17 protein-coding genes are annotated in these 24,984 nt (G+C 60.0%); 7 read left to right on the forward strand and 10 right to left on the reverse strand.

All coding sequences use genetic code 11. The features are described 5' to 3' along the window. Positions 1–80: 80 nt before the first annotated feature. Genes EV281_RS19195 through EV281_RS19210 form a run of 4 tightly spaced genes read left to right on the forward strand, consistent with a single transcriptional unit; the run spans position 81 to position 3,905 of the window. Positions 81–1,016 carry an ABC transporter permease gene (locus EV281_RS19195; protein WP_132655171.1) on the forward strand — a complete coding sequence of 312 codons (936 nt, stop codon included), beginning with the start codon at positions 81–83 and terminating at the stop codon, positions 1,014–1,016. Beyond that, positions 1,016–1,897, forward strand: a complete 882-nt coding sequence (locus tag EV281_RS19200; RefSeq protein ID WP_132655173.1) for an ABC transporter permease — start codon at positions 1,016–1,018, stop codon at positions 1,895–1,897. Before EV281_RS19195 ends, EV281_RS19200 begins: the two co-directional genes overlap by 1 nt. Then, positions 1,894–2,901, forward strand: a complete 1,008-nt coding sequence (locus EV281_RS19205) for an ABC transporter ATP-binding protein (RefSeq protein ID WP_132655175.1) — start codon at positions 1,894–1,896, stop codon at positions 2,899–2,901. Before EV281_RS19200 ends, EV281_RS19205 begins: the two co-directional genes overlap by 4 nt. Further along, positions 2,898–3,905 carry a dipeptide ABC transporter ATP-binding protein gene (locus EV281_RS19210; protein WP_132655177.1) on the forward strand — a complete coding sequence of 336 codons (1,008 nt, stop codon included), beginning with the start codon at positions 2,898–2,900 and terminating at the stop codon, positions 3,903–3,905. Before EV281_RS19205 ends, EV281_RS19210 begins: the two co-directional genes overlap by 4 nt. A 51-nt stretch (positions 3,906–3,956) precedes the next feature. Here EV281_RS19210 and EV281_RS19215 read toward each other — a convergent pair whose 3' ends face one another. Further along, a complete protein-coding gene (locus EV281_RS19215; protein WP_132655179.1) occupies positions 3,957–7,250 on the reverse strand; it encodes a cellobiose phosphorylase in 3,294 nt (1,097 codons plus the stop codon). Positions 7,251–7,547: 297 nt separating this feature from the next. Further along, a complete protein-coding gene (locus EV281_RS19220; RefSeq protein ID WP_132655181.1) occupies positions 7,548–8,303 on the reverse strand; it encodes an SDR family oxidoreductase in 756 nt (251 codons plus the stop codon). Between the two features lie 219 nt (positions 8,304–8,522). Between EV281_RS19220 and EV281_RS19225 the strand changes: the two genes are divergently transcribed. After that, positions 8,523–9,410 (forward strand): AraC family transcriptional regulator, encoded by an 888-nt coding sequence (locus EV281_RS19225; protein ID WP_132655183.1) that lies wholly within the window; start codon positions 8,523–8,525, stop codon positions 9,408–9,410. A 41-nt stretch (positions 9,411–9,451) separates the two neighbouring features. Here EV281_RS19225 and cysG read toward each other — a convergent pair whose 3' ends face one another. From cysG to EV281_RS19260, 7 genes are all read right to left on the reverse strand, one after another. Further along, positions 9,452–10,927 (reverse strand): siroheme synthase CysG, encoded by a 1,476-nt coding sequence (cysG, locus tag EV281_RS19230; protein ID WP_132655185.1) that lies wholly within the window; start codon positions 10,925–10,927, stop codon positions 9,452–9,454. Further along, positions 10,899–13,556 (reverse strand): nitrate reductase, encoded by a 2,658-nt coding sequence (locus EV281_RS19235; RefSeq protein WP_132655447.1) that lies wholly within the window; start codon positions 13,554–13,556, stop codon positions 10,899–10,901. Before EV281_RS19235 ends, cysG begins: the two co-directional genes overlap by 29 nt. Next, positions 13,556–13,885, reverse strand: a complete 330-nt coding sequence (nirD, locus tag EV281_RS19240) for a nitrite reductase small subunit NirD (RefSeq protein WP_132655187.1) — start codon at positions 13,883–13,885, stop codon at positions 13,556–13,558. The genes EV281_RS19235 and nirD overlap by 1 nt, the downstream gene beginning before the upstream one ends. An 11-nt stretch (positions 13,886–13,896) precedes the next feature. Next, positions 13,897–16,347: a nitrite reductase large subunit NirB gene (gene nirB, locus EV281_RS19245; protein WP_132655189.1), complete on the reverse strand. Its 2,451-nt coding sequence runs from the start codon at positions 16,345–16,347 to the stop codon at positions 13,897–13,899. 18 nt (positions 16,348–16,365) lie between these two features. Beyond that, entirely contained in the window at positions 16,366–17,607 is a 1,242-nt protein-coding gene (locus EV281_RS19250; RefSeq protein ID WP_132655191.1) for a nitrate/nitrite transporter, read from the reverse strand. 450 nt (positions 17,608–18,057) lie between these two features. Then, the gene (locus EV281_RS19255) at positions 18,058–19,332 is read right to left on the reverse strand and encodes a CmpA/NrtA family ABC transporter substrate-binding protein (RefSeq protein WP_132655449.1); all 1,275 of its coding nucleotides are present in this window, start codon (positions 19,330–19,332) and stop codon (positions 18,058–18,060) included. A gap of 46 nt (positions 19,333–19,378) precedes the next feature. After that, on the reverse strand, positions 19,379–19,966 hold the full coding sequence (locus tag EV281_RS19260; RefSeq protein WP_132655193.1) for an ANTAR domain-containing response regulator: 588 nt from the start codon (positions 19,964–19,966) through the stop codon (positions 19,379–19,381). Positions 19,967–20,212: 246 nt separating this feature from the next. On the opposite strand from EV281_RS19260, the gene EV281_RS19265 reads away from it, so the two are divergent. Beyond that, the gene (locus EV281_RS19265) at positions 20,213–22,516 is read left to right on the forward strand and encodes an FdhF/YdeP family oxidoreductase (RefSeq protein WP_132655195.1); all 2,304 of its coding nucleotides are present in this window, start codon (positions 20,213–20,215) and stop codon (positions 22,514–22,516) included. On the opposite strand, the gene EV281_RS19270 is transcribed toward EV281_RS19265, so the two are convergent. After that, positions 22,513–23,535 carry a LacI family DNA-binding transcriptional regulator gene (locus tag EV281_RS19270; RefSeq protein WP_132655197.1) on the reverse strand — a complete coding sequence of 341 codons (1,023 nt, stop codon included), beginning with the start codon at positions 23,533–23,535 and terminating at the stop codon, positions 22,513–22,515. The genes EV281_RS19265 and EV281_RS19270 overlap by 4 nt on opposite strands. Positions 23,536–23,769: 234 nt before the next feature. Between EV281_RS19270 and EV281_RS19275 the strand changes: the two genes are divergently transcribed. Next, positions 23,770–24,909, forward strand: a complete 1,140-nt coding sequence (locus EV281_RS19275; protein WP_132655199.1) for a sugar ABC transporter substrate-binding protein — start codon at positions 23,770–23,772, stop codon at positions 24,907–24,909. Positions 24,910–24,984: the final 75 nt, after the last annotated feature.

A 24,984-nucleotide genomic window follows, 5' to 3' on the forward strand; every position in this document is an offset into this window, starting at 1 on the left:
AAGACCACAGGCGTCCGCCGACGGGAACGCGGATACGCCAAAGGAGACCGCTCAAGCGGTGACAGGGAGGAAACGGATCAGTGACCCGATATCTCTTGCTCAGGCTGGCGGATGCCATTCCGACCGTCCTGCTCGTTTTGACACTCGTTTTCATCGCGATGCGCATTCTGCCCGGCGATCCGGCGATTGCGGCTCTCGGCGACAATGCCACAGCCGAACAGCTTCAACTCTTTCGTGAGCGCATGGGGCTGAACGCTCCGCTCTGGCAGCAATATATCAACTTCGTCATCGGTACGCTGCGGCTTGATTTCGGCCGTTCCGCGATGACCGATCAGCCGGTGCTCGGATTAATCGCCTATAACCTTCCCTATACGATCGAGCTGACGATCGTCGCCATGATCATGGGCGTCGTCGTCGGCGTTCCCTTCGGCGTCTGGGCGGCCACACATCGCAATGGCCTGCCGGATTCGGCTATGCGCGGCTTCTCGTTGCTCGGCTATGCCATTCCGGATTTCTATCTCGGCGCTTTGCTGCTGATCGGGTTCGCGCTCAATCTCGGCTGGTTTCCGATCAACGGCGGCGGCACGGGTTTCATCGACCGCATGCACCATGTCTTTCTGCCGGCAGTCACTCTTGCGCTCGTCAAAGCTGCCTTCATCGGCCGTCTTACCCGTACGTCGCTGCTCGAAGTGATGGGCCGCGATTACGTGCGCACCGCCCGCGCCAAGGGCGCGCGCGAGACGCGCGTGATCTATCGCCATGGTCTGCGCAATGCGCTTCTGCCGCTGACAACGGGGCTTGGCCTCAGCATGCTCGCCACGCTCTCGGGCTCGGTGGCGATCGAGCTCGTCTTCAACCGTCCCGGCATCGGCAAGCTCCTGATCAGCGCCATTTCCGAGCGCGATTACGGCGTCATCCAGGGCGGTGTCGTGGTCTTTGCAATGTTCGTCGTGCTGATCAACCTGGCGATGGATCTCATCTACATCGTCGTCGATCCAAGAATCCGGGTGAAGTAATGGCTGCAACTGAACAGGCTCCGCAGGTGATTGCGGACGACCACCGGCTGGCAGATGCGTTCCGTCACATTCTCTACGGACGGATCTCGACCAGCTTTGCGCTGCTCGTCGTTCTGATCTTCATCTTCGTTGCGGCCTTTGCGCCGTGGCTGGCACCCTATGATCCGCTCGCCCAGAGCATTCTGGCGATCAACCAAAACCCGTCGGCTGCCCACTGGCTCGGCACCGACCAGTTCGGACGTGATGTGCTCTCGCGCATGATCTACGGCTCGCGCAACTCGCTGATCTTCGGATTCGTCTCGCCGGTGCTGGCAGCGATCTTCGGCACGCTGCTCGGCGTTACCGCAGGATATTTCGGGGGCATGACCGATCGCATCATTTCACGTCTTATCGATCTGCTGCTTGCCTTTCCGGAACTGCTCCTGGCGATCATCATCGCAGCCGTGCTCGGCGGCGGCTTCTGGAATATCATCGCCGTCATCACCGTCGCCTTCATCCCCGGCTTTGCCCGTGTCGCCCGTGCCTCGACCCTCGCCGTCAAGCAGGAGCCCTATGTGGAAGCAGCGATCGCCGTCGGCGTGCGCACCCCGACCATCATTTTCCGCCACATCATTCCGAATATCGCAGCCCCCATCGTCGTGCTGATGACGCTGTGGGTCGCCTCGGCCATCCGCCTCGAAGCCTCGCTCTCCTTCTTGGGTATCGGCACTCAGCCGCCGAATCCGAGCTGGGGCAATATCATCCGCGATGGTCTCAACAATCTCTTCGGATCGCCCTGGCCGATCATAGGCGCCGGTATTGCCATCACTCTGGTCGTGCTCTCCTTCAACCTGATCGGCGACGCCGTGCGCGACGTACTGGATCCGGAGACGGCGCAATGAAGCAGCCATTGCTGAGTGTGGAACATCTGCGTGTTGAGTTCGGAACACCCACGAACCCGATTGTCGTCGTCGACGATGTGAGCTTCGAGATTGAACCCGGCGGCGCTGTTGGTATCGTCGGCGAATCCGGTTCGGGCAAGTCGATTACCTCGCTGGCGATCATGCGGCTTGTGCCGGAACTCTGTCGGATTTCCGGCGGCAAGATTAGTTTCCAGGGCAATGATCTGCTGAAACTGCCGGCAAGTGCCCTGCCCGAAATCCGCGGCCGCGATATCGCGATGATCTTCCAGGAACCGATGAGTTCGCTGAACCCGGTCATGACCATCGGCGACCAGATCGGCGAAGCGATCAAACTGCATGAGAAGATGAGCCGCGAGCAGCGGCGCGCGCGCGTCATCGAACTCCTGAAACTCGTCGGCATCCCCAATCCCGAGGGTCGTCTCGACGCCTATCCGCATCAGTTCTCCGGCGGCATGCGCCAGCGCGTGATGATCGCCATGGCAGTCGCCTGCAATCCGAAACTTTTGATCGCCGACGAACCGACGACGGCGCTCGACGTCACCATCCAGGCGCAGGTCCTCGACCTGATGGCGAAGGTGCGAAAGACGCTGAACACGGCCGTTCTGCTGATCTCGCACGATCTCGGTGTGATCGCCGAAGTCTGCGACCGGGTGATTGTCATGTATGCCGGCCGCGTCGTCGAGGATGCCGATGTCCGCTCTATTTTCGCCAATCCGAGCCATCCGTATACGCAGGGTCTGCTCAAATCCATTCCGCGTCTCGACGACGATCAGAAGCGGCTCTACCAGATCCCCGGCTCGGTACCGACGGCAGGTTCGGTGAAGCAGGGCTGTCCGTTTTACGCACGTTGTCCGCTGCACGTCGACAGGTGCCGCAGCGAGATGCCGCCGATGTTTTCCTTTGGTCCCAGACACAAGGCGGCCTGCTGGGTCACCGCCGAAAACAAGGCAGCAGCCCCGGCGATCGAGGAGCATATACGATGAGCGCGATCCTGCGTGCCGAAGGGCTGAGCAAGGTTTTTTCCGAGGGCACCATGTTGTCCTTCGGCCAAGAGAACAGTGGCGTGCGCGCCGTCGACGAGGTGAGCTTCGAGATCCTTCGCGGGGAGACTCTTGCACTGGTCGGCGAATCCGGCTGCGGCAAGTCCACGCTTGGAAGGCTGCTGCTGCGGCTGATCGAGCCAACGAATGGCCGCGTGTTTTTCGACGGCACGGAGCTGACGGCGCTGTCGCGCGAAAAGATGCGCGGCATGCGGCGCAATGTGCAGATGATTTTTCAGGACCCCTATGGCTCGCTGAGCCCGCGTCGCTCGATCTCCGAGATCATCGGCGAACCGCTGGAGGCCTTCGGCCTTGTCCGCTCTAAGCGCGAGCGGCGTGAAAGGGTGGCCGACCTCCTGACCCAGGTGGGTCTGCCGACGAGTGCCATGGATCGCTACCCTCGGCAATTCTCCGGCGGCCAGCGCCAGCGCATTGGTATCGCGCGGGCAATCTCGCTCAATCCCGGCTTCATCGTCGCAGATGAACCTGTCTCGGCTCTCGATGTTTCCGTGCAGGCGCAGATTATTAACCTGATGCAGGACCTGCAGGAGAAGAAGGGGTTTTCCTTCCTCTTCATCGCCCATGACCTCGCTGTCGTCCGGCACATCGCTGACCGTGTGGCGGTGATGTATCTCGGCAGGATCGTGGAGATCGGCGAAAAGCGGAAGGTCTATTCCGCACCACAGCACCCCTATACGCAGGCACTGCTTTCAGCAGCACCCGAACCCGATCCGGATCGTAAGAGCCGCCGCATCGTGCTGGAAGGCGACGTGCCGAGCCCGTCGCGCATCCCACCCGGCTGCAGCTTCCATACGCGCTGCCCGATTGCCCAGGACATCTGCAAAGTCGAGCGGCCGGCATTGCGGGACGTCGCGAGCGGCCAGATGGCCGCCTGCCATTTTGCTGCTCCCAATCCGATCCCGGCTCGGGCGCGCGAGGTTGCCTAAGCAATTTGGTCAGAACTATACTGCGGTTTGCCGGAATTACGTGAAACGAGGCTAACCTTTCCGCTTCGGCGTCTTTGACGGAGTTTTCAGTTGGCGCCAGGGCGCATGATCCGTCTTGATCGTGATCGAGGCGGACGACGGCAGCAGTGGCACATGCTTGCGCCGTCCGAAGCGGCGTTTGAGGCCCAGGATGTTTTCGACGAAGCTGCGAGTGAAGAGACCGGGGCCACTGGAATAGATGCGCCAGCCGCCATCGACGTCGATTTGACCTTTCTTGACCTGATCCCATTCCCGCATTGCCTGATAGCGGTCATGGAAGGCGGCGTCGCTGCTGCTGAAATAGGTGTTGCGCTGGCGCAGCGATGCATTCGGCAGTGCATCTGTGACGGCGATAGGATTGACGAGGCTTATCGTCTTCCACAGCGCATTGGCATCTCCGGCAATGGCAAGAGTTTCGCAATAGCGTAGATGCGCATGCACATACATAAGGCCGATCTCGCGACCGAAGAAGGATGAGGACTCCGCGCGACGGAAGAGTGTTTCCGGACCGCCGGCATAGGTCGCAGGTTTTTCCATCAGGCGCACGCCATCGGGGAAGAGCAGGTGCCTTTCGATCAGCTTCATGTGCTCCTGCCGCTGTTCCGGCGTGAAGAGCTTACCGAGCATAGCCTGCGTCATCGAGATCAGCGAGTAATGCAGTCCCGTGCGCTTGTCGTCGGGATGGAGCAGCAGTTCGACGCCGTCGTGGGACGGATCGAAGATGCCGTAGCCGGCAACGACGCCATCGCGGATGAGGTGCTTGTTGAAGTCGCGGCGCATGGCGGTGGCGATCTTCCGCAATTCCGTAGCGCTCGCGCCCTGACCGACACGGCGAAGGATCGCGGAATAGCGCACGAGTTGCTCATAGAGCAGGGAAACGGTCCAGCTGCTCACCATCCAGTCGCGCAGATGCGGATCGGCCGGCTGCAGGGAATCGTTCCAATCACCTTCGCCGTAACGGATTAGATGCGTGCCGGGAATGAAGCGTTCACGCACGGCGTCAAGGAGCTTGTCGACGTGCACGGAGATCGTATCGGCAGGCGCCTTGCCCATCGTCTTGTCATCGCGCCAAGAGACCTTTTCATCGAGGATGGCAAGGTCGCCGGTCGCTTCGATATAGTCACAAAGCGCCTTCAGCGGCCAGACGACGATATCGCCATGGCTGTCGCCGGAACGGATGTTGGAATAGGGCTCCAGCATGAACCATTGCGGCCAGTCGCCTTTTTCGACGTACTGTTCGCTGAAGACCGTCTTCACGACCTCCTTGGCTTCGCGATCATGCTCATAGGCGAGCAGGAATTCAACCGGTCCCTGGCAGGCGTCGCGCGTGCCCCAGGCGGCACCCGTATATTGTTCGAGCCCATGCGGCACGCTTAGATGCACGATTGCATCATGTGCCAGCCAAGGCAGCATCGCCACATGCGCCTGAGCGTCGGCCTTGGGCTTGTCGAGCGCCAAGCCACGGATCGTGTGCTGCCAGAAGCGCAGTGCCGGTGTCAGCATTGCTTCCTGCGTCACGCCGCGTGCATAACGCTCCGCAAGACGCTCAGCCTCTGCCTTATCCGTCATCGAGCCGACGATAGCGAAGGAGAGCGACTGCGTCTCCCTGGATCGCAGGGCAATGAAGGCACCGTTGCGGGCCACGCCATCCTCATAGAGGAGTTCGTCGCCGCCAATCGCCTCGATGTCATCAGGCTTGGAGCTCACCAGCCAGTAACTGGCGTCGGGGAAACGTTCGCCCCAGAGCCAGTGCGGATCCGGGCGGAAGAGAATGCGCTTGGCGTCGTCGTCGAATTCGGCGTAGCCGCTCGTGTCATATTCACGCTCGCCAAGAACGAGATGGCCGAAGATCAAGAAACGGCAGGGCTTGCCTTCGACAGAGACCGCCCATTGCATGGCGGGATCCTCGCCGGAGGCTGTGGCCGTCACAGTGATGGTGCGGTCTTTGAGACGGTAGAGCCAGCGGCAGTCGCTGAGGCCCATGTCGAAGGCCGAGGGGACGCCGAGCAGTTGCCAGCCTTGGCCGGCATCGACGATGATGCGCAATCCGCTCGTTCGCGTCAGGTTATACGGATCGCGCGAGACGGAAAACAGCTTGTGAAACGATGTGTTGCCGATCGTCAGCTGTGCAGCGAATATGCCCTGCATCCAGCAGGTCGACGCCAGCGTGACGTCGTCGAGCAGCATGTTCTGGCCGCTGCGCACGATCGCGCCATGGCGGCGTGCCACTTTCAGTTCCTTCTCCTGCAGCACGACATGCCGGTTGAGGGCCCCTTCTGGGACGAAGAAGGACAGGAGCTTTCCGTCTATCCGCTCTTCGAGCATGCGATCGGGAAAGAGGCGGCTGAGCGCCTTGTCGTCAAGCGTTTCGGCCGCCAGCAGGCCGGCGTCCTGCAGGATGCTGCGCGGCGGCACTTGCTCGGCCGAACCGGAGGCTTTCTTTTCCACTGTGCCCAGAAGGTCGAGACGGGAAAGGTCGGTGTCGTCAGACGCCGCCGGATGATCGTTGAGGAACAGGCCGAAGAAGGTCGCGGTCACCCCCTCGGACGATACAGAGAGCGGCTGGGATTGGAGGGCAGGGCAGGCAAGTTCATGCTGACGGCGCTGGCTTGGCAGATCCGTGCCGAACGGGCCGACCAGCAGATCGTCGTTCCGGGCGGCTGATTGCACGAGCTGGATTGCATCGGTGGCATAGGCGGCGACCCCTTCGAGGCAGCCCTGCGCGAGCCAGGGATTGCGCCCGCCACCCTGCTTGAGGTTCTGCCTGTTCATTACGACAAAGCCGAATGCCGGATGCTTAGCAATATGGTGGTCGATATATTGCGAGGCATAGGCCTCGCTGTTCATCAGGAAGCCGCGGTCGCCGAGGCCGATATCCTGAACCAGTACGAGATCGGCCGGTAGCGTCACCTTGCCGGAATGCGTGAGCGTGACCTGCCAGAACCACGTCGTCTCGGAAGGAGCAAGCAGCAGGCTCACCTGATAGCGGATGTCTCCGACATCGCCGCTCCAGGAAAAACCCGTCTCGCTGTGGCCGAAGCGACCGCGCGCCCGAGGCCCAACGATCTCTGCAACGGCAGGCTTCTTGCCGCCGACCCGCAGGTATAGGCGCCCGACGCCGCCGGAAAGCGGCGAGCCCTGGATCTGGTTGATCTGCACCGATCCAAGGCTATCGACATAGTCGATCGAAAAGAGCGCGCCGTTCGACAGCGCGGATATTGAGAGGCCGGAGCCGTTGGCAATTGTCAGAAGGCCAAGGTCGTCGCGGCGGGGCATTTGCAATTTGCGATTCAGTCTCGAAGACATGTGAGATCTCGTGTCGCCTAACAGGGAATCGGACAATGACGCAAAAATGTTTGAGCCAAATAAATACCGTTGTCACTGAGTTAGATCAGTGACGTGTGACGAACCCGCCCTAGAGTGTAACAAACACTGGCTCAGGACCGAGGACAGCAGAACCAAATCCGCCTTGGCCCCTCGACGACGCGAGTATTGAAGCGCATAACCTTCCCAACGTCGAGGAACAAGATCTTCTCGGGGAGGGCAGATGCATTGAAGATATACGAGGCCGGTCCCGCGTAACGCCGAACCGCCCCTGGCTGACTAGATGTTCTGACCGCCGGACACTTCAATGCGCTGTGCCGTGACCCAGCCGTTGTCAGGCCCAATCAGGCTGGCGACCATCGGGCCGATATCGTCGGGCAACCCGACACGGCCGAGGGCGATCATGTTTGCGAATGCCTCGTTATAGGCCGGCGTATCACGAACCGCGCCGCCCAGGAAGTCTGTCGCAATCGCGCCCGGAGCGACCGTATTCGCTGTGATGCCGCGACTTCCGAGCTCTTTCGCCAGGTAGAGCGTGAGGATTTCGACCGCTCCCTTAGCTGCGGAGTAGGCCGAAAACCCCGGGTAGGAAACGCGGGTGAGGCCGGACGAGAAGTTGACGATACGACCGCCATCGACAAGGAGCGGGAGCAGGGTCTGGGTCAGGAAGAAGACGCCCTTGACGTGGACATTGAAGAGATTGTCGAATTGCACTTCCGTGGTCTCCGCGAAAGCCGCCATCTCACCATGACCGGCATTGTTGATGAGATGATCGAAATTGGTGCGCGACCAGGTAACCGTCAGGGCGGATCGAACGGCTTCCGCGAAGGCCGGGAACGCCGATGTGGTACCGACGTCGAGCTGCAGCGCCACCGCCTTGCGGCCGAGAGCTTCTATTTCGGCCACAACGGCATTGGCTTCTTCTGCGCCATTTCGGTAGGTCAAAATCACATCGCCACCATGCTTGGCGATGCTGATGGCGGTGTTACGTCCAAGGCCGCGGCTGCCGCCTGTTACAATTGAGATCGTCGTCATAGGTCAACTCCTTTTGTGCTGATTGCTGATCAGCACTATGCTCTCAACTGGATTGGAACTGCTGCCTATTTCTCCAAACGAGTTGCCTATTTATCCGAAAGCGAAGCATGCCACCGTCTCGCCTGCTTGCAGTATGGCTCGAAGGCTTGCTAATCTGGCATTGCCGAAGGCCGGCGACAAACTCGACTTGCCTTTTTCTCCATTGTCGCAGGGGGTGTAATGAGTTTGCTGGATATCGTCCGCCGTCATGCAGACGTCAACGTCGATCGCTTCGGAGCGGCAGTAACCCCGATCGCCGGTCTCACGGCTATCCGCGCCTTGAACCCAAGCGAAATCCAGTTTGCGATCAACAGGCCTCTGGTTGCGCTGGTTCTCCAGGGTCGAAAGAGAGTGAGCATCGGGTCGGAAACATTCGACTTCGGAGCAGGGGATAGCCTCCTGATCACCGCGGATGTCCCCACGGTGAGCCAAATCACAACGGCAAGCCGCATTGCTCCCTATTATTCTCTCGTTCTAGAACTCGACCTCGCCATGATTCGCGAACTGGGTTCGGAAATTGGTCCAATGACAGCTTCGACCTCGAAACCCGTTAGCGTAGACCCGACGGAAACCGAGGTCGCGGACATCGCCACGAGGCTCATGGGCCTCATCGATCGGCCCTCAGTCATGCCGATCCTGGCGAGGCAGCATCTAAGGGAGATGCACTTCTGGCTGATGACCGGCAAGCACGGAGCACCAATGCGGGCGCTCGGTCAGACAGATAGCCACGCGGAGAGAATTGGTCGTGCTGTTGCCGTCATCCGCGAAGGCTTCGCTCGTCCCTTACGGGTGAATGAGCTTGCCGAGACGGCGGGCATGAGCCTTTCGTCATTTCATCAGCATTTTCGCACAGTCACCACATTGTCACCACTTCAGTTCCAGAAGCAGTTGCGCCTGATCGAGGCGCGAAGGCAGATGATCTCGGAAGGCATTCCGGCCAGTTCGGCTGCGTATTCCGTCGGCTATGAGAGCGTCACGCAGTTCACGAGGGAATATGCCCGCCAGTTTGGGGCGCCGCCCGTTCGTGATCTCAAGGCGTTGCTGCAAAATGGCGTAACCGTTGCGTGAGTTTGCCAACACAAGCTTTTGTTTAGCGTTCCGGCGTTTCCTTAAGCCTGGGCAAAGAACGGCAGATTGGCTTCAGCCGTCAGGTCGCAAGCGGCAAAAACATTCCCGACGCCGATCAATACTGGCCGGTCGAGGCCCATTTCCGCCATGGCCGAAGAAAGGCCGTCCAGACTGCCGGCCCAGCGCCGCTCGTCGCTGTTGGCAACAGAGCTGACGATCACAACCGGCGTTCCTGCATCGAGACCAGCGTCGATCAGCCTCGTCTGTATGGCGCCGGCTGTTCGGCCACCCATGTAAAAGACCGTGGTCTTGTTTCGGTCTGCAAGCGCCTGCCAGTCGATCGTCTCCGGCAGCTCGCCGTGGCGCGAATGGCCGGTGACGAACTGTACGCTTTGCGCATGATCGCGATGTGTCAAGGAAATGCCGAGCCGCGACGCCATAGCGCTCGCCGCCGTAATGCCAGGTACCACCTCGACCGGAATATCATGCTGTCTCAGATAGGCGATTTCCTCGCCGGCGCGGCCGAAGATCATAGGGTCGCCGGATTTCAGCCGGGCGACATTCTTGCCGGCCGTGGCGAAGGTCAGCATCATCTCGTTGATATCTTCCTGCCGGCAGCTGGTTCGGCCGCCGCGCTTGCCGACGAGCAGGCGCTTTGCTTCACGCCGCGCAAGTTCGAGAACCTCGTCCGACACCAGATCGTCGAAGAGGATGACATCGGCCGCCTGCAATGCCCGCACGGCCTTCAGCGTCAGATACTCCGCGTCGCCGGGGCCGGCGCCGACAAGCGTCACGCGTCCAACCGGACGTGTGTGAGCTCGCCGTTGCGTCTCGGCGAGCAGATCGAGTGCACTGGCCTCAGTCGGTACACTTGCAAAGGCGCGATCGACAAAGCGCTCCCAGAAAGCGCGACGCTCTCTTCCGGGTTTCAAGCGAAGAGCAATCTCATCACGCAGCGATTGGGCAAGAGTCGCCCATGACTTCAAAGATGAAGGCAGCAGCGTTTCGATGCGGCGGCGAATGGCTTGCGCGAGGATGGGTGCCGCGCCATCCGTCGAGATCGACACCACGACTGGGGAGCGGTTGACGATGGAGCCGAACTGAAACTGGCAGAAAGCCGGCTTATCGATGACGTTGACCGGGACACCGGCCAGCTTCGCGGCCTCGAAGAACTGCCGGGCGTCGGCTTCGTCTTCACAATCGGCAACGGCAAGTGCTGCCCCCGCAAATATATCCTCGTGCCATACTGTGTGACGATGGATGAGCGCGCTTTCCGGATGCGTGGAACCGCGTTCGACGAGAGCAGCACAGGCTTCGCTGAGCCGGTCGGCATAGATCTCAACCTGCGCGCCGCAGGCAGCGAGTAATTCCGCTTTCCAGGCGCAGGCGTCGGAGCCGCCCGCGACGATGACCCGTTGTCCGGCGAGCGCCCAGAAAACCGGCAGCTTGGCGAGCGGCGCCATGCGGGCAGGCGCCCGCTCGGCAATCTCATTCGGCAGCATCTGCAACACAGGCATTGATGATCCCCCTGATTTCGGCGCGGCACGAACCGCAATTGGTGCCGGCTTTCAGTTCGTTTCCGATCGCCTCAACGCTGCGGCAGCCTGAACGTACGGCGGCAACGATCTGGTTGACGCCGATGCTGAAACAGGAGCAGACCGTCGCTCCCGGATCGGGCCTGTCGGCACCCGGTCGGCCGGCAATGATGGCAAAGCGGCGGCGCTGATCACGGTGATCTGCCGTCAACTGCGACACCGCCCAGTTACGCGCAACGGCAACCGGCCCTCTAGCGAGGAAGAGCGCTGCAAGCAGCCTCTCTTCATCGAAAAAGGCAATACGCCGGTCTCCCGATTGCCGGTCGGCATAGCCTATTGGCTCGACATGGTCGGGAATGGCGAAGATCTGCCTGCACCATGCCGTCCAGTCTTCGTGCCCATTGTTGAAGGCAAGTTCCAGCCGCCAGCCACCATCTGCCTTCGCAAGCGCCCAATAGTCCGCATCGGAAACCTCTGGTTTGGCCGCGCTGACGGCAAAGCCATAATAATCTGCGCGATAACGGCCGATGGCGACAGCAACATTCTTAGAAGCCGGCTGACCGGAATGCGGATCGGTTGCCGGATTGACGACGGCGCCGATCCGCGCCTGTGCGGAATTCTGGTCGCTCCAATGCATCGGTACGAAGATGCTGCCGCGCGCCTGCCGCTCCGTCACTAGCGCGCGGATGACAGCCTTTCCGTAAGCGCTTTCGACCCGAACCAGAGCCGCATCCGCCACGCCGAGCTCCATCGCGTCGCGCGGATGAATTTCGGCGAAAGGTTCGGCGATATGGGAAGACAGTCGCGCGCTCTTTCCTGTGCGTGTCATCGTGTGCCACTGGTCGCGAATCCGCCCGGTGTTCAGCGTGAAAGGATAGGCTGCATCCGTTCTGTCGGTTGCCGGAGCATCGACGGCAATAAAGCGCGCCTTGCGATCGGGGTGGAAAAAGCCACCTTCGGCGAAGAACCGCGTTTCTCTTTTCTCCGCTCCTAAAGGCTGCGGCCACTGGAATGGTTTCAGCGCATCATAGGCTGGTGCTCTCGTCTCCGCATAGGCGCCGACATCGAAGTCGCGGCTGCCGTCATTCTCAAAGGCGGAAAGGGCTGCATGTTCGGCGAAAATATCAGCCGGCGAGGCATAGTCGAAGGCTGCCGAAAAGCCCATCCTGCGGCCGACTTCGGCCATTTGCCACCAGTCGGCACGTGCCTCGCCCGGCGGGTCGAGAAAAGGACGTTGCCTCGATATGCGACGTTCCGAATTGGTGACTGTGCCATCTTTCTCGCCCCAGCCGAGCGATGGCAGGAGCACATGGGCGTGTCGTGTCGTATCGGTCTTTTGTAAGATGTCGGACACGACGACGAAAGGACAGGTTGCAATCGCCGCCTCGACCCTGGTGGCATCGGGCAGGGAGACGACGGGATTGGTCGCCATGATCCAGAGCGCCTTGACGCGCCCATCCTCGACCGCCCGGAACAGGTCGACAGCTTTCAGGCCGGGTTTTGCGGCGATATCGGGTGCGTTCCAGAAGCGCTGCACCCGGTCGCGATCATCGGCACGTTCGATCGCCATATGGGCGGCAAGCATATTTGCAAGCCCGCCGACCTCGCGCCCACCCATGGCATTTGGTTGTCCCGTCAGCGAAAATGGCCCCATGCCGGGCCGGCCTATGCGGCCGGTCGCCAGGTGGCAATTGATGATCGCATTCACCTTGTCGGTGCCCGAAGCGGACTGGTTGACGCCCTGGCTATAGCAAGTGACAACCCTTTCGGTCGTCTCGAACAGACGGAAAAACTCTCTTACCTGCATAGCCGGCAGGCCGGTCCGGTCGAGCAGTTCATCGGATGTCTGCGCTGCAGCAGCGGCAAAGGCCGCGCCGAAACCTTCCGTATAGGCGCCGATATAGTTCTGATCGATGGAGGGGCTCGCCGCGAGGTGGGCGAGCAGTCCCATGAAGAGAGCCACGTCGCCGTCGGGCCTTATGGCCAGATGCAGATCGGCGATATCGCATGTCATCGTCCGGCGCGGATCGATGACGACAATCTTCAGGCCGGGCCGGGCCGCTTTGGCGGCTGCCAGCCTCTGGTAAATAACGGGATGGCACCAGGCGAGATTCGAGCCGGTCAGGATGACGAGATCGGCAAGTTCCAGATCCTCATAGAGGCCCGGCACGGTATCGGATCCGAAAGCGCGGCGATGGCCGGCGACCGAAGAGGACATGCAGAGGCGGGAATTGGTATCGATATTGGCCGAGCCGATAAAGCCTTTCATCAGCTTGTTGGCGACATAATAGTCTTCGGTCAGCAACTGCCCAGACACATAAAAGGCGACAGAGTCCGGCCCGAATTCGGCGATGGTGTCGGCAAAACGCTGCGCGACAAGATCAAGGGCCTCGTCCCATTCGGCCTGCCTGCCTTCGATTTCCGGATGCAGGAGGCGGCCGTCGAGATCGATCGTTTCGGCAAGTGCTGACCCCTTGGAACAGAGCCGGCCGAAATTGGCCGGATGCTCGGGATCGCCTTTCACGGTCACGCTGCCTGCCTCGTCCACCTTGGCGATCACGCCGCAGCCTACGCCGCAATAGGGACAGGTGGTCTTGACCTCCTTCTCCATCATTCGGCCGCCATCATCAGGCTTTCGAGTGCGATATAAAGCGAGCCTCCCTCGTTCTTGAGCGGGATCGTCCGCACCGCGCCGTCATCGGCGCCAAGCGCCTTGCCGGTTTCCAGCGAAATCACCCAGTTGTGTAGCGGGCAGGTGACGGCATTGCCGTGCACAATACCCTCTGAAAGCGGCCCGCCTTTGTGCGGGCAGCGGTTTTCGATCGCATAGACCTCATCCTCGCCGGTGCGAAAGACGGCGATGTTCATATGCGGGGTCTTGACGCAGCGCGAACCGCGCAGCGGGATATCCGAGATATCGCCGATCGGGTGCCAGTTCATGATCGTTCTCCTTATTCGGCTGCCTGACTGAAACCGATGGTCGCCATCGGCCGGAATTCGTGCTTGTCCTTGCCGGAGACACGCTCAGACCAAGGATCGACCTGCGCGAATTTCTGGGAGAAGACGAAGCGCTCGTAGTAGGCCTTGCGCTTGTCGTGATCCTCCATGATCTGCCGGCGGATTTCATCCAGGCCGATGCGCTTGGCCCATTTGTAGATGCGCTCGAGATAACGGGCCTGTTCACGGTACATCTGCGTCAGCGCCACGATATGTTCGAGCGCTTCGTCCTCGGTCTTGACCAGGCCGAGTACTTCGGTGCCCTTGATGTCGAGGCCCGCGGCGCCGGCGAAATGGATCTCGAAGCCGGAATCCACGCAGATGACCCCAATATCCTTACAGGTCGCCTCGGCGCAGTTTCGCGGACATCCCGACACTGCCATCTTCAATTTGGCCGGCGTCCAGGAGCCCCACATGAATTTCTCGATCCGGATGCCGAGCCCGGTGGAATCCTGCGTGCCGAAGCGGCACCAGTCGGAGCCGACACAGGTCTTCACCGTGCGCAGGCCCTTGGCATAGGCCTGGCCGGAGACGAAACCGGCCTTGCCAAGATCGGCCCAGACGGCCGGCAGGTCTTCCTTTTCGACGCCGAGAAGGTCGATGCGCTGGCCACCCGTCACCTTGACCATGGGGATTGAGAATTTGTCCACGACATCGGCGATGGCACGCAATTCACCGGAACTGGTGACGCCTCCCCACATGCGCGGCACCACGGAGTAGGTGCCGTCCTTTTGAATGTTGGCGTGAACGCGCTCGTTGATGAAGCGCGACTGGTAATCGTCGGCATATTCGTCGGGCCAGTCACAAACGAGGTAGTAGTTGAGTGCCGGGCGACATTTCGCGCATCCGCCTGAAGTCTTCCATTCCAGTTCCTGCATGATAGCGGGTATGGTCTTCAGCTTTTTCGCCTTGATGAGGCGGCGCACATCGTCATGGCCAAGCTCGGTGCAGGTGCACATCGGCTGGACGGCCTTCGGATTATAGGTGTCGCCGAGCGTCAGCGACATCAGCTGTTCAACAAGGCCGGTGCAGGAGCCGCAAGAGGCGGAGGCCTTCGTGTGGGCGCGCACATCGTCAAGCGACGTCAGCCCCTTAGCCGTGATTGTTGATGTGATTTTCCCCTTGCAAACGCCGTTACAGCCACAGATTTCCGCATCATCCGGCAAGGCTGCAACGGCCGCCATAGGGTCCAGCGGGGACCCTCCCTGGTAGGCCTGGCCGAAAATCAGCGTGTCGCGCATGTCGGAGATGTCGACCGCCTTTTTCTTAAGATCGTTGAACCAGGCGCCATCGGACGTTTCGCCATAAAGCACTGTGCCGATAATGCGATTGTCCTTGAGCACGAGGCGCTTATAGACGCCGGCGGTCGCATCACGCAGTACGATTTCCTGCCGGTCATCGCCATCGGCGAAATCACCGAGAGAATAGAGCTCGATACCGGTGACCTTGAGCTTTGTCGGCGTGTCGGAATGTACGAAACCTGGCTTCGTATCGCCGGAAAGATGGGCGGCAGCAACCCGGGCCATTTCATAAAGCGGTGCAACGAGGCCATAGACCATGCCGCCCACCTCGGCGCATTCACCGAGCGCGTAGATATTACCATCCGAAGTCTGCATGCCGGCGTCGACGACGATGCCGCGGTTGACGGCGAGCCCGGCATCCTTGGCGAGATTAACGTTCGGACGAATGCCGACCGCCATGACGACAAGCGTCGCCGGAATGATCGTGCCGTTATCGAGCTCGACGCCTTCCACCTTGCCGTTGCCGATGATTTGTTTGGTATTGGCCTTGCAGACTACCTTGATGCCGCGCTCTTCGACCGCCTTCTGCAGGAGGTAACCGGCGGCGGGATCGAGCTGGCGCTCCATCAATGTCGGCATGACGTGCAGCACGGTGACATCCATGCCTCGCTGGGCAAGGCCGGCAGCCGCTTCAAGTCCGAGCAGGCCGCCGCCGATGACGATGGCCTTCTCGCGCGACTGCGCTGCCAGCAGCATGGCCTGCACGTCGTCAAGATCGCGATAGGTGATGACGCCGGGCAGATCTTTGCCGGGAACGGGAATGATGAAGGGTACCGAGCCGGTAGCAATCACCAGCTTGTCGTAGCTTTCAGTGACACCATGATCCGACGTGACGGTCTTTGCGATACGATCGATGTTGACGATCTTGTGGCCCTTGTAGAGCGTAATGCCGTGCTTGATGTACCAACCGTCGCCGTGAATGATGATCTGCTCGTAGTCCTTTTCTCCCGAAAGGACTGGCGACAGCATGATGCGGTCGTAATTGACGCGAGGCTCGGCGTTGAAGATCGTAACGTCGTAGCGGCCGGGCGCCTGTTCGAAGAGATGTTCCAGCATGCGCCCGGGCGCCATGCCATTGCCGATGATGACGAGTTTTTCAGTCATTATTTACAGGTCCTTGGATCAGGTTGCAGGCACGGGCGCGGAGTGCCCCTGGCGCGACAGTTGCTTTACGGACAGGTGCATCCAGATGAGCGAGATCGCGACGATTGCGAAGAGCAGCAGGAAGCAGCTCGACCAGAGGCCGGTCATATCCTTGAGCAGGCCAAAGGCGATCGGAAGGATGAAGCCCCCGAGACCGCCCATCATGCCGACGATGCCGCCGACGGCGCCGACGCTTTCTGGGTAGTAGGCGGGAATGTGCTTGTAGACCGCCGCTTTGCCGAGGCTCATGAAGAAGCCGAGCACGAAGATGACGACGATGAAGATGACAGGCGTGATGGCAGCAGCTGGCAACGACAGGATGAGGGTGGCGACAGCCGACACGGCAAACATCGCATACATCACGCTGCGCGCGCCCTTCTTGTCTGACAGTACACCGCCGAAGGCGCGGAAGATGCTGCCCGGAATAGAGTAGGCAGCCGCGACCATGCCGGCAGTTTCCAGGTTGAAGCCGTAGACGCCGACCAGATAACGCGGCAGCCACAAGGACAGGGCGACGAAGCCGCCGAAGGCGAAGAAGTAGTAAAGCGAGAAGCGCCAAACCTGAAGGTTCTGCAGCGGTGCGAATTCTTGGGCTAGGCTCTTCGAGGCGACGCCACGTTCGCGGCGAAGACGGAAAGCCGGATCATCTGTCGTGGTGAACCAGAAGACGATTGCCATTATCGCAAGGCCGACCGCCCAAATCTGTGCAACTGCCTGCCAGCCCCATGCGATCAGCACGAAGGGGGCCGCGAACTTGGTCACGGCCGCGCCGACATTGCCCGCGCCGAAGATGCCAAGCGCCGTTCCCTGTTTCTCCGCCGGGAAAAAGGGCGAGACATAGGCGACGCCGACGGCAAAAGAACCACCGGCAAGCCCGACACCGAGGCCGGCGATCAGCATCTGAGTATAAGTGTGGGCGTAGGAAAGCAGGAAGGTCGCCAACGCTGCGGCAAGCATCGTCAGCGTATAAACGAGACGACCGCCATAACGTCCCGTCCAAATACCAAGGACGATGCGGACGAGCGAACCGGTCAACACAGGGGTGCCGACCAGCAACCCGAACTCGGCTTCGTTCAGCCCGAGTTCCTGTTTGATGCGAATGCCGATGATCGCAAAGATCGTCCAGACGGCAAAACAGAGAGTAAAGGCGATCGTGGAGATCCACAATGCTTTGGCTGGTTCGCCGGCGGACATGGGCTGCGCTTTCTTGATGACAGACATGGCTTCTCCGTGGCCCGACAAGGTCGTGCCGATTCATCGCTGGGGGTTAAAACAAAAAGCCGCTGGTCAGGACGCGCATGTATGAGCTGCGCGAAATATCCTGATCAGCGGCTTTGCTGGTGACGTCCGCCGTTGGACGTCAAATCATGGCCTCTCGGCCTATCTGCCTCATGCGATCCGTACGCCAGACGGCCTGAGGAGTATTCCTGTATCTCCGTAAGCGCCTATTGCGCGCTCATCTGCTCCGATCGCCTTTGACCAGTGCAGTATTAACAAAGCAAACCGTGTGCCAGTTCTCGGCGGTTGGTACAGTGCGTTGAAACTAAAGGATTTTTTGAAGATTCAGCGTTTGCCCGTTTTTCGGGCTGTTGCTGCTCGTGCAAATCTTTTGTGCGCCCTTGTGTGCCGGGCGCAGATCCTTGATGGCGTTTTGTGCAAACAGGCATGAGATCAGATCTCATCGCTGCCGGAATAGAGGGGTAGGGCGCTCTTGACGGTAAAACCGGCGATATAGTCCGGCAGCTTCGAGGGGTCGAAGATGTGGCCGTCCATGAAGCGGTCATCTTCGTCCGTGCCCTCGATGCGCACGTCGGCATCATCAGGAGCGCTGCCTTCCCCGAGGGCTGCACGATAGAGATCGGGGCGATAGGCGGAGGCGGCGGCGCGAGCGGGGTTGAGGCCGAGTTCGGCCTGACCCCAACGGATCATCTGGCTGTAAATCCAGAGCGCCTGGCTGGTGCGCGGATAATTGGCAAATCCTGCATGGAACATGAAATAATTGTCGATGACGCGCCGGGTTCCCTTCGCATCGAGGCTGAATTCCCCCGCCAGCACATGACGAATGATCTTTACCGGGGCAGCAATATAGCGGGCATCTGCGAGCGTTTCGGCAAGAGCGTCATGATTTTCCGGCTGATCGCACCAGCGGGCGGCCGCGTCAAGCGCGACGATCAGGCGAGAGACCGTTTCGGGGTGGGTTTCGGCCCATTCCGGCCGCATGCCGATCACCTTTTCCGGCGCAGAGGGCCAGATGTCCTGCTTCGCGGCGACGATGCGCCCGACGCCGCGCTCCGAGGCGACCATGTTCCATGGTGCTCCCACGCAGAACCCATCGATCGCCCCGGCCGCCAGTGCATCCGATGTCAACGGCGGCGGCACGACGACAAGTTTGACGTCCTTGTCCGGATCGATGCCGCCGGCGGCGAGCCAGTAGCGGAACTCGTAATTGTGCGAGGAGAAGGGATAGGTGACGCCGAAGGTTGGCAAGGGTTCGCTGCGCGCCTTCATCTCGGCCAGAACCTTGGCAAGTGCCTTGGTGTTTTCCAGCGCACTCGCCGCCTCGGAAAGGCCGGCGGTATCCCGCATTCTGTCGAACAGCCGGGTTGAAAGCGTGATCGCGTTGCCGCCGCGCCCAAGAGAGAAGGGCGTGATCGTCGGTGACGGGTTCGAGCCGAGGCCGAGCATCGAGGCAACGGGCATTGGCGAGAGCATGTGGGCGATATCGAATTGCCGGAAGGCAAGGCGATCGCGGACATTGGCCCAGGAGACATCCTTGACGAGATCGAGCGTCAGGCCTTCCTTGCGGGCGAAGCCGAATTCGGAGACGGCGATCAGCACGGAAGCATCCACAAGCGGGATGAAACCGGCTCTTAGTGTTCTGTCACCTTCGCCGTTGAGACGCGCAGGGGCGGGGAGGCCAGCGCCGGGGTCGAGATTTGTCATCATCATATTCACTCCGGCTTCCTCCTGATATCAGCATACGAAGCCGCCATCACATCAGGAGCCCCGCCGCGGTGACGACGCTCTGGGCGATGTCGGATATCTTCTTCTTCTCGTTCATCGCGGTCTGGCGCAGCAGCGTGAATGCCTCTTCCTCCGACAGCCCACGCATCTTCATCAATATGCCTTTGGCGCGTTCCACCACTTTGCGTTCTTCGAGCGCCGATTTGGCGTCGGCAAGTTCGCGCTGTAGTCGGCTGAAGGCATTGAAGCGGCTAACCGCCATATCAAGAATGGGTTTGACGCGCTCTTTCTTCAACCCGTCGACGATGTAAGCCGAGACGCCGGCATCCACTGCGGCCTCGATCGAGGCCGTGTCAGAACGATCGACGAACATGGCGATCGGCCGGCCGACGGTGCGGGTAAGCTGGAACAGATGCTCCATCATGTCTCGGTTGGGGTTCTCGATATCGATGATGATCACGTCGGGTCGCAGTGTCTCGATGATCCGCGCCACGCCCTGAACCTCGTGAATGACAGTCACGCGCGCATGGCCTGCCTCTCGCAGCCCCTCTTCGATAATGGAGGCGCGAATGGCGTTTTCATCAATCACGAGAATGGTCAGGTCGAGCCGGCTCATGCTTTATTTATGACGCAATGCAGCAGAGTGAACAAGCAGGAGAGTCAAATTTTTAGGCAAATCATGAAATGATTAAATAATCACCATTCTGCTTTGTGTATGCGCAGTGTCTGATCCGAGTGAGAGGCTTCGAAAGAGATGGCGACATCCGCCTTGCCGGCAGCAACGCTACCTATGCCTCAGTATGATGCACGGCCCGGTCCATTGCTGTTATCGTTGGGTAATTTTTGAAGACGGAGAGCTGACATGAGCGACGAACGTCCCAAAGGCGTTGAGGAATACGGACATCCTGCCGGCGGATGGGATGCGCTGAAAGCAGTGGCGAAGACGCTGAAACATCAGCAGATCATCGCACAGGGGAGCGCCACGCTGCTCAAGGCAAATCAGCCGGAAGGTTTCGATTGTCCCGGCTGCGCCTGGCCCGATCCGAAGCACACGTCCTCGTTTGAATTCTGCGAAAACGGTGCAAAAGCTATTACCTGGGAGTCAACCGCCCGTCGTGTCACGCCGGAATTCTTTGCCGAACATCGGGTTTCGGAGCTTTGGGATTGGATCGATCATAAGCTCGAAGACCAGGGCCGTCTGACGCATCCATTGAAATACAATAGCGCCACCGACAAATACGAAGCCGTCGAATGGGACGATGCCTTCAGTCTGATCGGTGCAGAACTGAATAAGCTCGCAAGCCCCGACGAGGCTGAGTTCTATACGTCGGGCCGCGCGTCCAATGAAGCCGCATTCCTCTTTCAGCTTTTCGTTCGTGCCTACGGTACCAACAATTTCCCCGATTGCTCGAACATGTGCCATGAGGCGACCAGTGTCGGCCTGCCGCTGTCACTCGGCGTTGGCAAGGGTACTGTTACCCTTGAGGATTTCGACCATGCCGATGCGATTTTCAGCTTCGGCCACAATCCGGGAACCAACCATCCTCGCATGATGACCACGTTGCATGAGGCGTCGCGCCGCGGCGTGCCCATCATCGTCTTCAACCCACTGAAGGAGCGCGCGCTGGAGCGCTTCGCCGCGCCGCAGAACCCCGTGGAAATGATGACCTTCTCCTCGACGCGCATTGCGTCTGCCTATCATCAGGTTCGCACCGGCGGGGATCTTGCCGCGCTCAAGGGGCTGATGAAGCTGATTTTCGAACGGGATGAGGCAGATCTCGCCGCTGGGGGCAAGGGTGTACTCGACCGAGCCTTCATTGCCGAACATACCGTCGGCATCGACGCCCTGAAGCAGGACCTCGTCAATACCAACTGGGCGGCGATCCTGAGCGTTTCCGGCCTCACTATGGAAGCGCTGAACAGCGCTGTCGACGTCTATCTCAACGCTCGCAATGTGATCCTGTGTTACGGCATGGGCATCACGCAGCACGCCAACGGCACGGCAAATGTCCAGCAGCTTGCCAATTTCCTGATGCTGCGCGGCAATGTTGGTCGCCCAGGCGCCGGCCTCTGCCCGCTGCGCGGTCATTCCAACGTACAGGGCGACAGGACCGTCGGGATCACCGAAATTCCGACCACGGCGCTGATCGATGGCATGGAGCGCGCCTTCGGCTTTCGTCCTGCCGACAAGAAGGGCCACAACGCGATCGAGTCCATCGAGGCGATCGCCGCCGGTCAGTCCAAGGCGCTGATCTGCCTCGGCGGCAATCTGGCTGTCGCCATGTCCGATCCGGATGTGACATTCGAGGCCATGCGCAAGCTCGATCTTGCCGTCCACATCGCCACCAAGCTCAATCGCTCGCATTTGTTGACTGCGAAGACCTCGATCATTCTTCCCTGCCTCGGGCGGACCGACCTCGATACCCAGGCCTCTGGCCCGCAGTCGGTAACGGTAGAAGATTCCATGTCCATGGTGCACGCCTCGCGCGGTTTTCTAAAGCCACCGAGCGAATTGCTGAAATCCGAACCAGCTATCATCGCCGGTATCGCAATGGCGACGTTAGGCAGCAAATACGGCATCGACTGGACCGGGCTGATCGCCAATTACGATCGCATCCGCGACAAGATCGAAGTGGTCTTCCCGGATTTTCACGAGTTCAACAGCCGTGTGCGTGTCCGCGGTGGCTTCCGCCTGGATGTGCCTGCCTCCTACCGCGTCTGGAAGACGGCGAGCGGAAAGGCAAACTTCCTCGTCGCTCCTGGTCTCGACGAAGATCCTCGTTTGAAGGATCCCACGACTCTGGTGCTGACGACGCTGCGCAGCCACGACCAGTATAATACGACGGTCTATGGTCTCGACGACCGCTATCGCGGCATCTTTGGCCGTCGTGATGTCATCTTCATGAGCCGCCAGGATCTTGCGGAACGGGGCTTGCAAGACGGAGATAGGATCGATATCCGCTCCGCCACAACCAATGGCGGCGGGAAAACCGTCACGGGTTTCACGGCTGTCGAGTATAATATCCCAGTCGGTTCAGTGGCCGGCTATTATCCGGAAATGAACGCGGTGATCGCCCTCGATCATTATGATCACAAATCGGGCACGCCAAGTTACAAGGGCGTTCCCGTCATGATCGCCAGGAGCGAGGATCGGGCTGCGGCTTAGCTGGAGATCGCGATGGTCTCGCCCGTACTCTCGCGGGCGATGACTTCGAAGCCAAGATCGATCTGGTTCGGCGGCTGGCGGTTCGTGGAATCGAGAGCTGCCAGCACCTTTTCGGCGGCAAGTTTGCCCGTCTCGAAACGCCTCGTCATGATCGACGATAGGGACGGGGACGCGCAGGCGGAAAATTCGAGATCGTGAAATCCGATGATGGCGATATCGTCAGGCACACGAATGCCGCGTTTGCGGCACTCCTGCATGGCTCCGAGTGCCACGTTGTCGTCAGTGCAGAAGATTGCTTCCGGATGGTTGCCTCGCTCGTGCATGAGGGCCAGGAGGTCGGCGCCGAGCGCGACCGAGCTGTGCCGCGGCCTCTGGGTGACGATCTCCAGGTTCTGGAGGCCAGCTTCCTGCATCGCCAGACGATAACCGTCGAAGCGGGACTGAGAACGATGGTCAAGGTTTCCTGCCAAAAAGGCAATACGGGTGAAGCCCCGGTCGATGAGATGCGTTGTCGCTGCCTGCCCGGCGCGATCCTGCAACATGCCAATATTGATGTCGATTGGATGGGATGACAGCTCGAATGTCTCCACGACAGGCAGATGTGCCCGCGTCAGAAGCTGATGAGCAAGTGGCGTATGATGAATGCCGGCGATGATGATCGCTTCGACCCGCTGCCCGAGAAGTACTTTGATGGCATTCTCTTCCTCCTGCTCTGAATACCGGCTATTGACGACGATCACCTGGAAGCCCGCGCTGACAAGCACTTCATGCAGCGCAAAAAGATATTCGGCAAAGATGACATTGTAGAGGGTCGGCACAATGACGCCGATCGCATGCGTTCGTGATGAGGCAAGCCGGCTGGCCGCAATATTGGGTACATAGCCGAGCTCATGGACGGCCGCATTGACCCGCCGTCGCAGCGCCTCCGATACGGCGTCGGGTTTACGGAGCGCGCGTGAGACTGTGATCGGACTGACGCCCGCGAGGTTCGCAACATCGTCCAAAGTTACTCTTCGCATGTCTGCCTCGCTTCATACGTAAAGTTATGCATCTTCGTAATTTATCTCGCAGTTGCGAAATATTTTTCTTGAGCGGTTGCAGTTGACAGCGCTAGCAAATCCGATTTGACAGCGCTGTCAACTGTGTTACGTTGAAATTGCGCCGGAAAAGGTTGGGATGGAGCCTGCCGGAATCAACATGCCAATAAGATTTTAAGGAGGAGCGGCCCGGTCCGCCTGAGGAGGAGATATTCAATGTTCAAGGTGAAGAAAGCAAAGGTGACCCGTCTCGCCGCGTTTTCCGCGTCGGCGTTTGTCCTGCTCTGCGGCACGGCCATGGCAGCGCCAAAGGTCGTGTCCGGCCCCGCCGCCGATCCGAACTGCATGGTTCCATGGTCGGCCGAAACCCAGTTCCTGCAATATCCGAAGAAGGAAGGTCCTTACCGCATCGCACTTGCCAACGGTTATATCGCCAATACGTGGCGTATCCAGATGGTTCAGACGGCAAAAGCCTATGCCGCCCAGCCGGATGTTGCCGCCAAGCTGAAAGAATTCAAGGTCGTATCGACCGGCGAGGACGTTCCGGCCCAGATTTCCGCGATCAACAACTTCATCGACGCCGGTTATGATGCCATCGTCGTCAACGCTCAGAACCCGACGGCCTTCGGTCCCGTCATCAAGCGCGCCAAGGAAGCCGGCGTCGTCCTCGTCGCCTTCGACAATATCCTCGACACCAAGGATGCGATCAACGTCAACGTCGACCAGAAGGGCCTTGGCGTCATCTGGGCCAATTGGCTGGTGAAACACCTGCCGCAGGGTGGCAAGATTCTCGAAGTGCGCGGCGTTGCCGGCACCTCCGTCGATACCGATCGCCATACCGGGATTCATGAGACTCTTGATGCTTCCGGCAAGAAATTTACCGTCACCGAAGTGGTCGGCAAGTGGGATGATGGTGTAGCGCAGAAGGCGACGGCCGATGCAATCGCCACCAACGGTCCGTTTGATGGCATCACTGCGCAGGGCGGTGATACCGGCGTCGTGCAAGCGATGATCGATGCGAAGCATCCCTTCGTGCCCTTCGGCGGTGAGACGGAGAACGGCTTCCGTAAGTTCTGCGCCGCCCATGCGGCGGATGGCCTGAAATGCGCGTCGGCCGGAACCGGCCCGGCGCAGGTTGCCGTGGCGATCAAGACGGCCATTGCGGCACTCGAGGGGCAGGTCGTCCCCCAGGCCGTGAAGCTGCCGACAGCGCTCGTCTCCGATCCCGATTTCAAGGAGGGCCAGGATTACTATCCCAAGGAATCCGACAACTTTTTTGTCGGCAATTCCTTCCCGACCTGCGGCATCAACTTCTCCGCACAGGAAATCATGGGGCAGACCAAGGAAAATCAGTAAAAGCCACCATCCGGACCTGACTGCGGGCGTTCGCGCCCGCAGTCTCGATCTCGACGCGACCGAATGGAGGCTGGA

Origin of the sequence: Rhizobium sp. BK418, from assembly GCF_004341105.1 — a bacterium.
Taxonomy (GTDB): Bacteria; Pseudomonadota; Alphaproteobacteria; order Rhizobiales; family Rhizobiaceae; genus Rhizobium.

Excerpts from the sequence above, each read along its gene's own strand:
- EV281_RS19275 (WP_132655199.1), top strand. The coding sequence starts at position 23,770 with ATGTTCAAGGTGAAGAAAGCAAAGGTGACCCGTCTCGCCGCGTTTTCC.
- EV281_RS19200 (WP_132655173.1), top strand. The coding sequence starts at position 1,016 with ATGGCTGCAACTGAACAGGCTCCGCAGGTGATTGCGGACGACCACCGG.
- EV281_RS19215 (WP_132655179.1), bottom strand. The coding sequence starts at position 7,250 with ATGTCTTCGAGACTGAATCGCAAATTGCAAATGCCCCGCCGCGACGAC.
- EV281_RS19205 (WP_132655175.1), top strand. The coding sequence starts at position 1,894 with ATGAAGCAGCCATTGCTGAGTGTGGAACATCTGCGTGTTGAGTTCGGA.
- EV281_RS19235 (WP_132655447.1), bottom strand. The coding sequence starts at position 13,556 with ATGGAGAAGGAGGTCAAGACCACCTGTCCCTATTGCGGCGTAGGCTGC.
- nirB (WP_132655189.1), bottom strand. The coding sequence starts at position 16,347 with ATGACTGAAAAACTCGTCATCATCGGCAATGGCATGGCGCCCGGGCGC.
- nirD (WP_132655187.1), bottom strand. The coding sequence starts at position 13,885 with ATGAACTGGCACCCGATCGGCGATATCTCGGATATCCCGCTGCGCGGT.
- EV281_RS19210 (WP_132655177.1), top strand. The coding sequence starts at position 2,898 with ATGAGCGCGATCCTGCGTGCCGAAGGGCTGAGCAAGGTTTTTTCCGAG.
- EV281_RS19260 (WP_132655193.1), bottom strand. The coding sequence starts at position 19,966 with ATGAGCCGGCTCGACCTGACCATTCTCGTGATTGATGAAAACGCCATT.
- EV281_RS19220 (WP_132655181.1), bottom strand. The coding sequence starts at position 8,303 with ATGACGACGATCTCAATTGTAACAGGCGGCAGCCGCGGCCTTGGACGT.
- cysG (WP_132655185.1), bottom strand. The coding sequence starts at position 10,927 with ATGCCTGTGTTGCAGATGCTGCCGAATGAGATTGCCGAGCGGGCGCCT.
- EV281_RS19255 (WP_132655449.1), bottom strand. The coding sequence starts at position 19,332 with ATGATGACAAATCTCGACCCCGGCGCTGGCCTCCCCGCCCCTGCGCGT.
- EV281_RS19250 (WP_132655191.1), bottom strand. The coding sequence starts at position 17,607 with ATGTCTGTCATCAAGAAAGCGCAGCCCATGTCCGCCGGCGAACCAGCC.
- EV281_RS19225 (WP_132655183.1), top strand. The coding sequence starts at position 8,523 with ATGAGTTTGCTGGATATCGTCCGCCGTCATGCAGACGTCAACGTCGAT.
- EV281_RS19270 (WP_132655197.1), bottom strand. The coding sequence starts at position 23,535 with ATGCGAAGAGTAACTTTGGACGATGTTGCGAACCTCGCGGGCGTCAGT.
- EV281_RS19265 (WP_132655195.1), top strand. The coding sequence starts at position 20,213 with ATGAGCGACGAACGTCCCAAAGGCGTTGAGGAATACGGACATCCTGCC.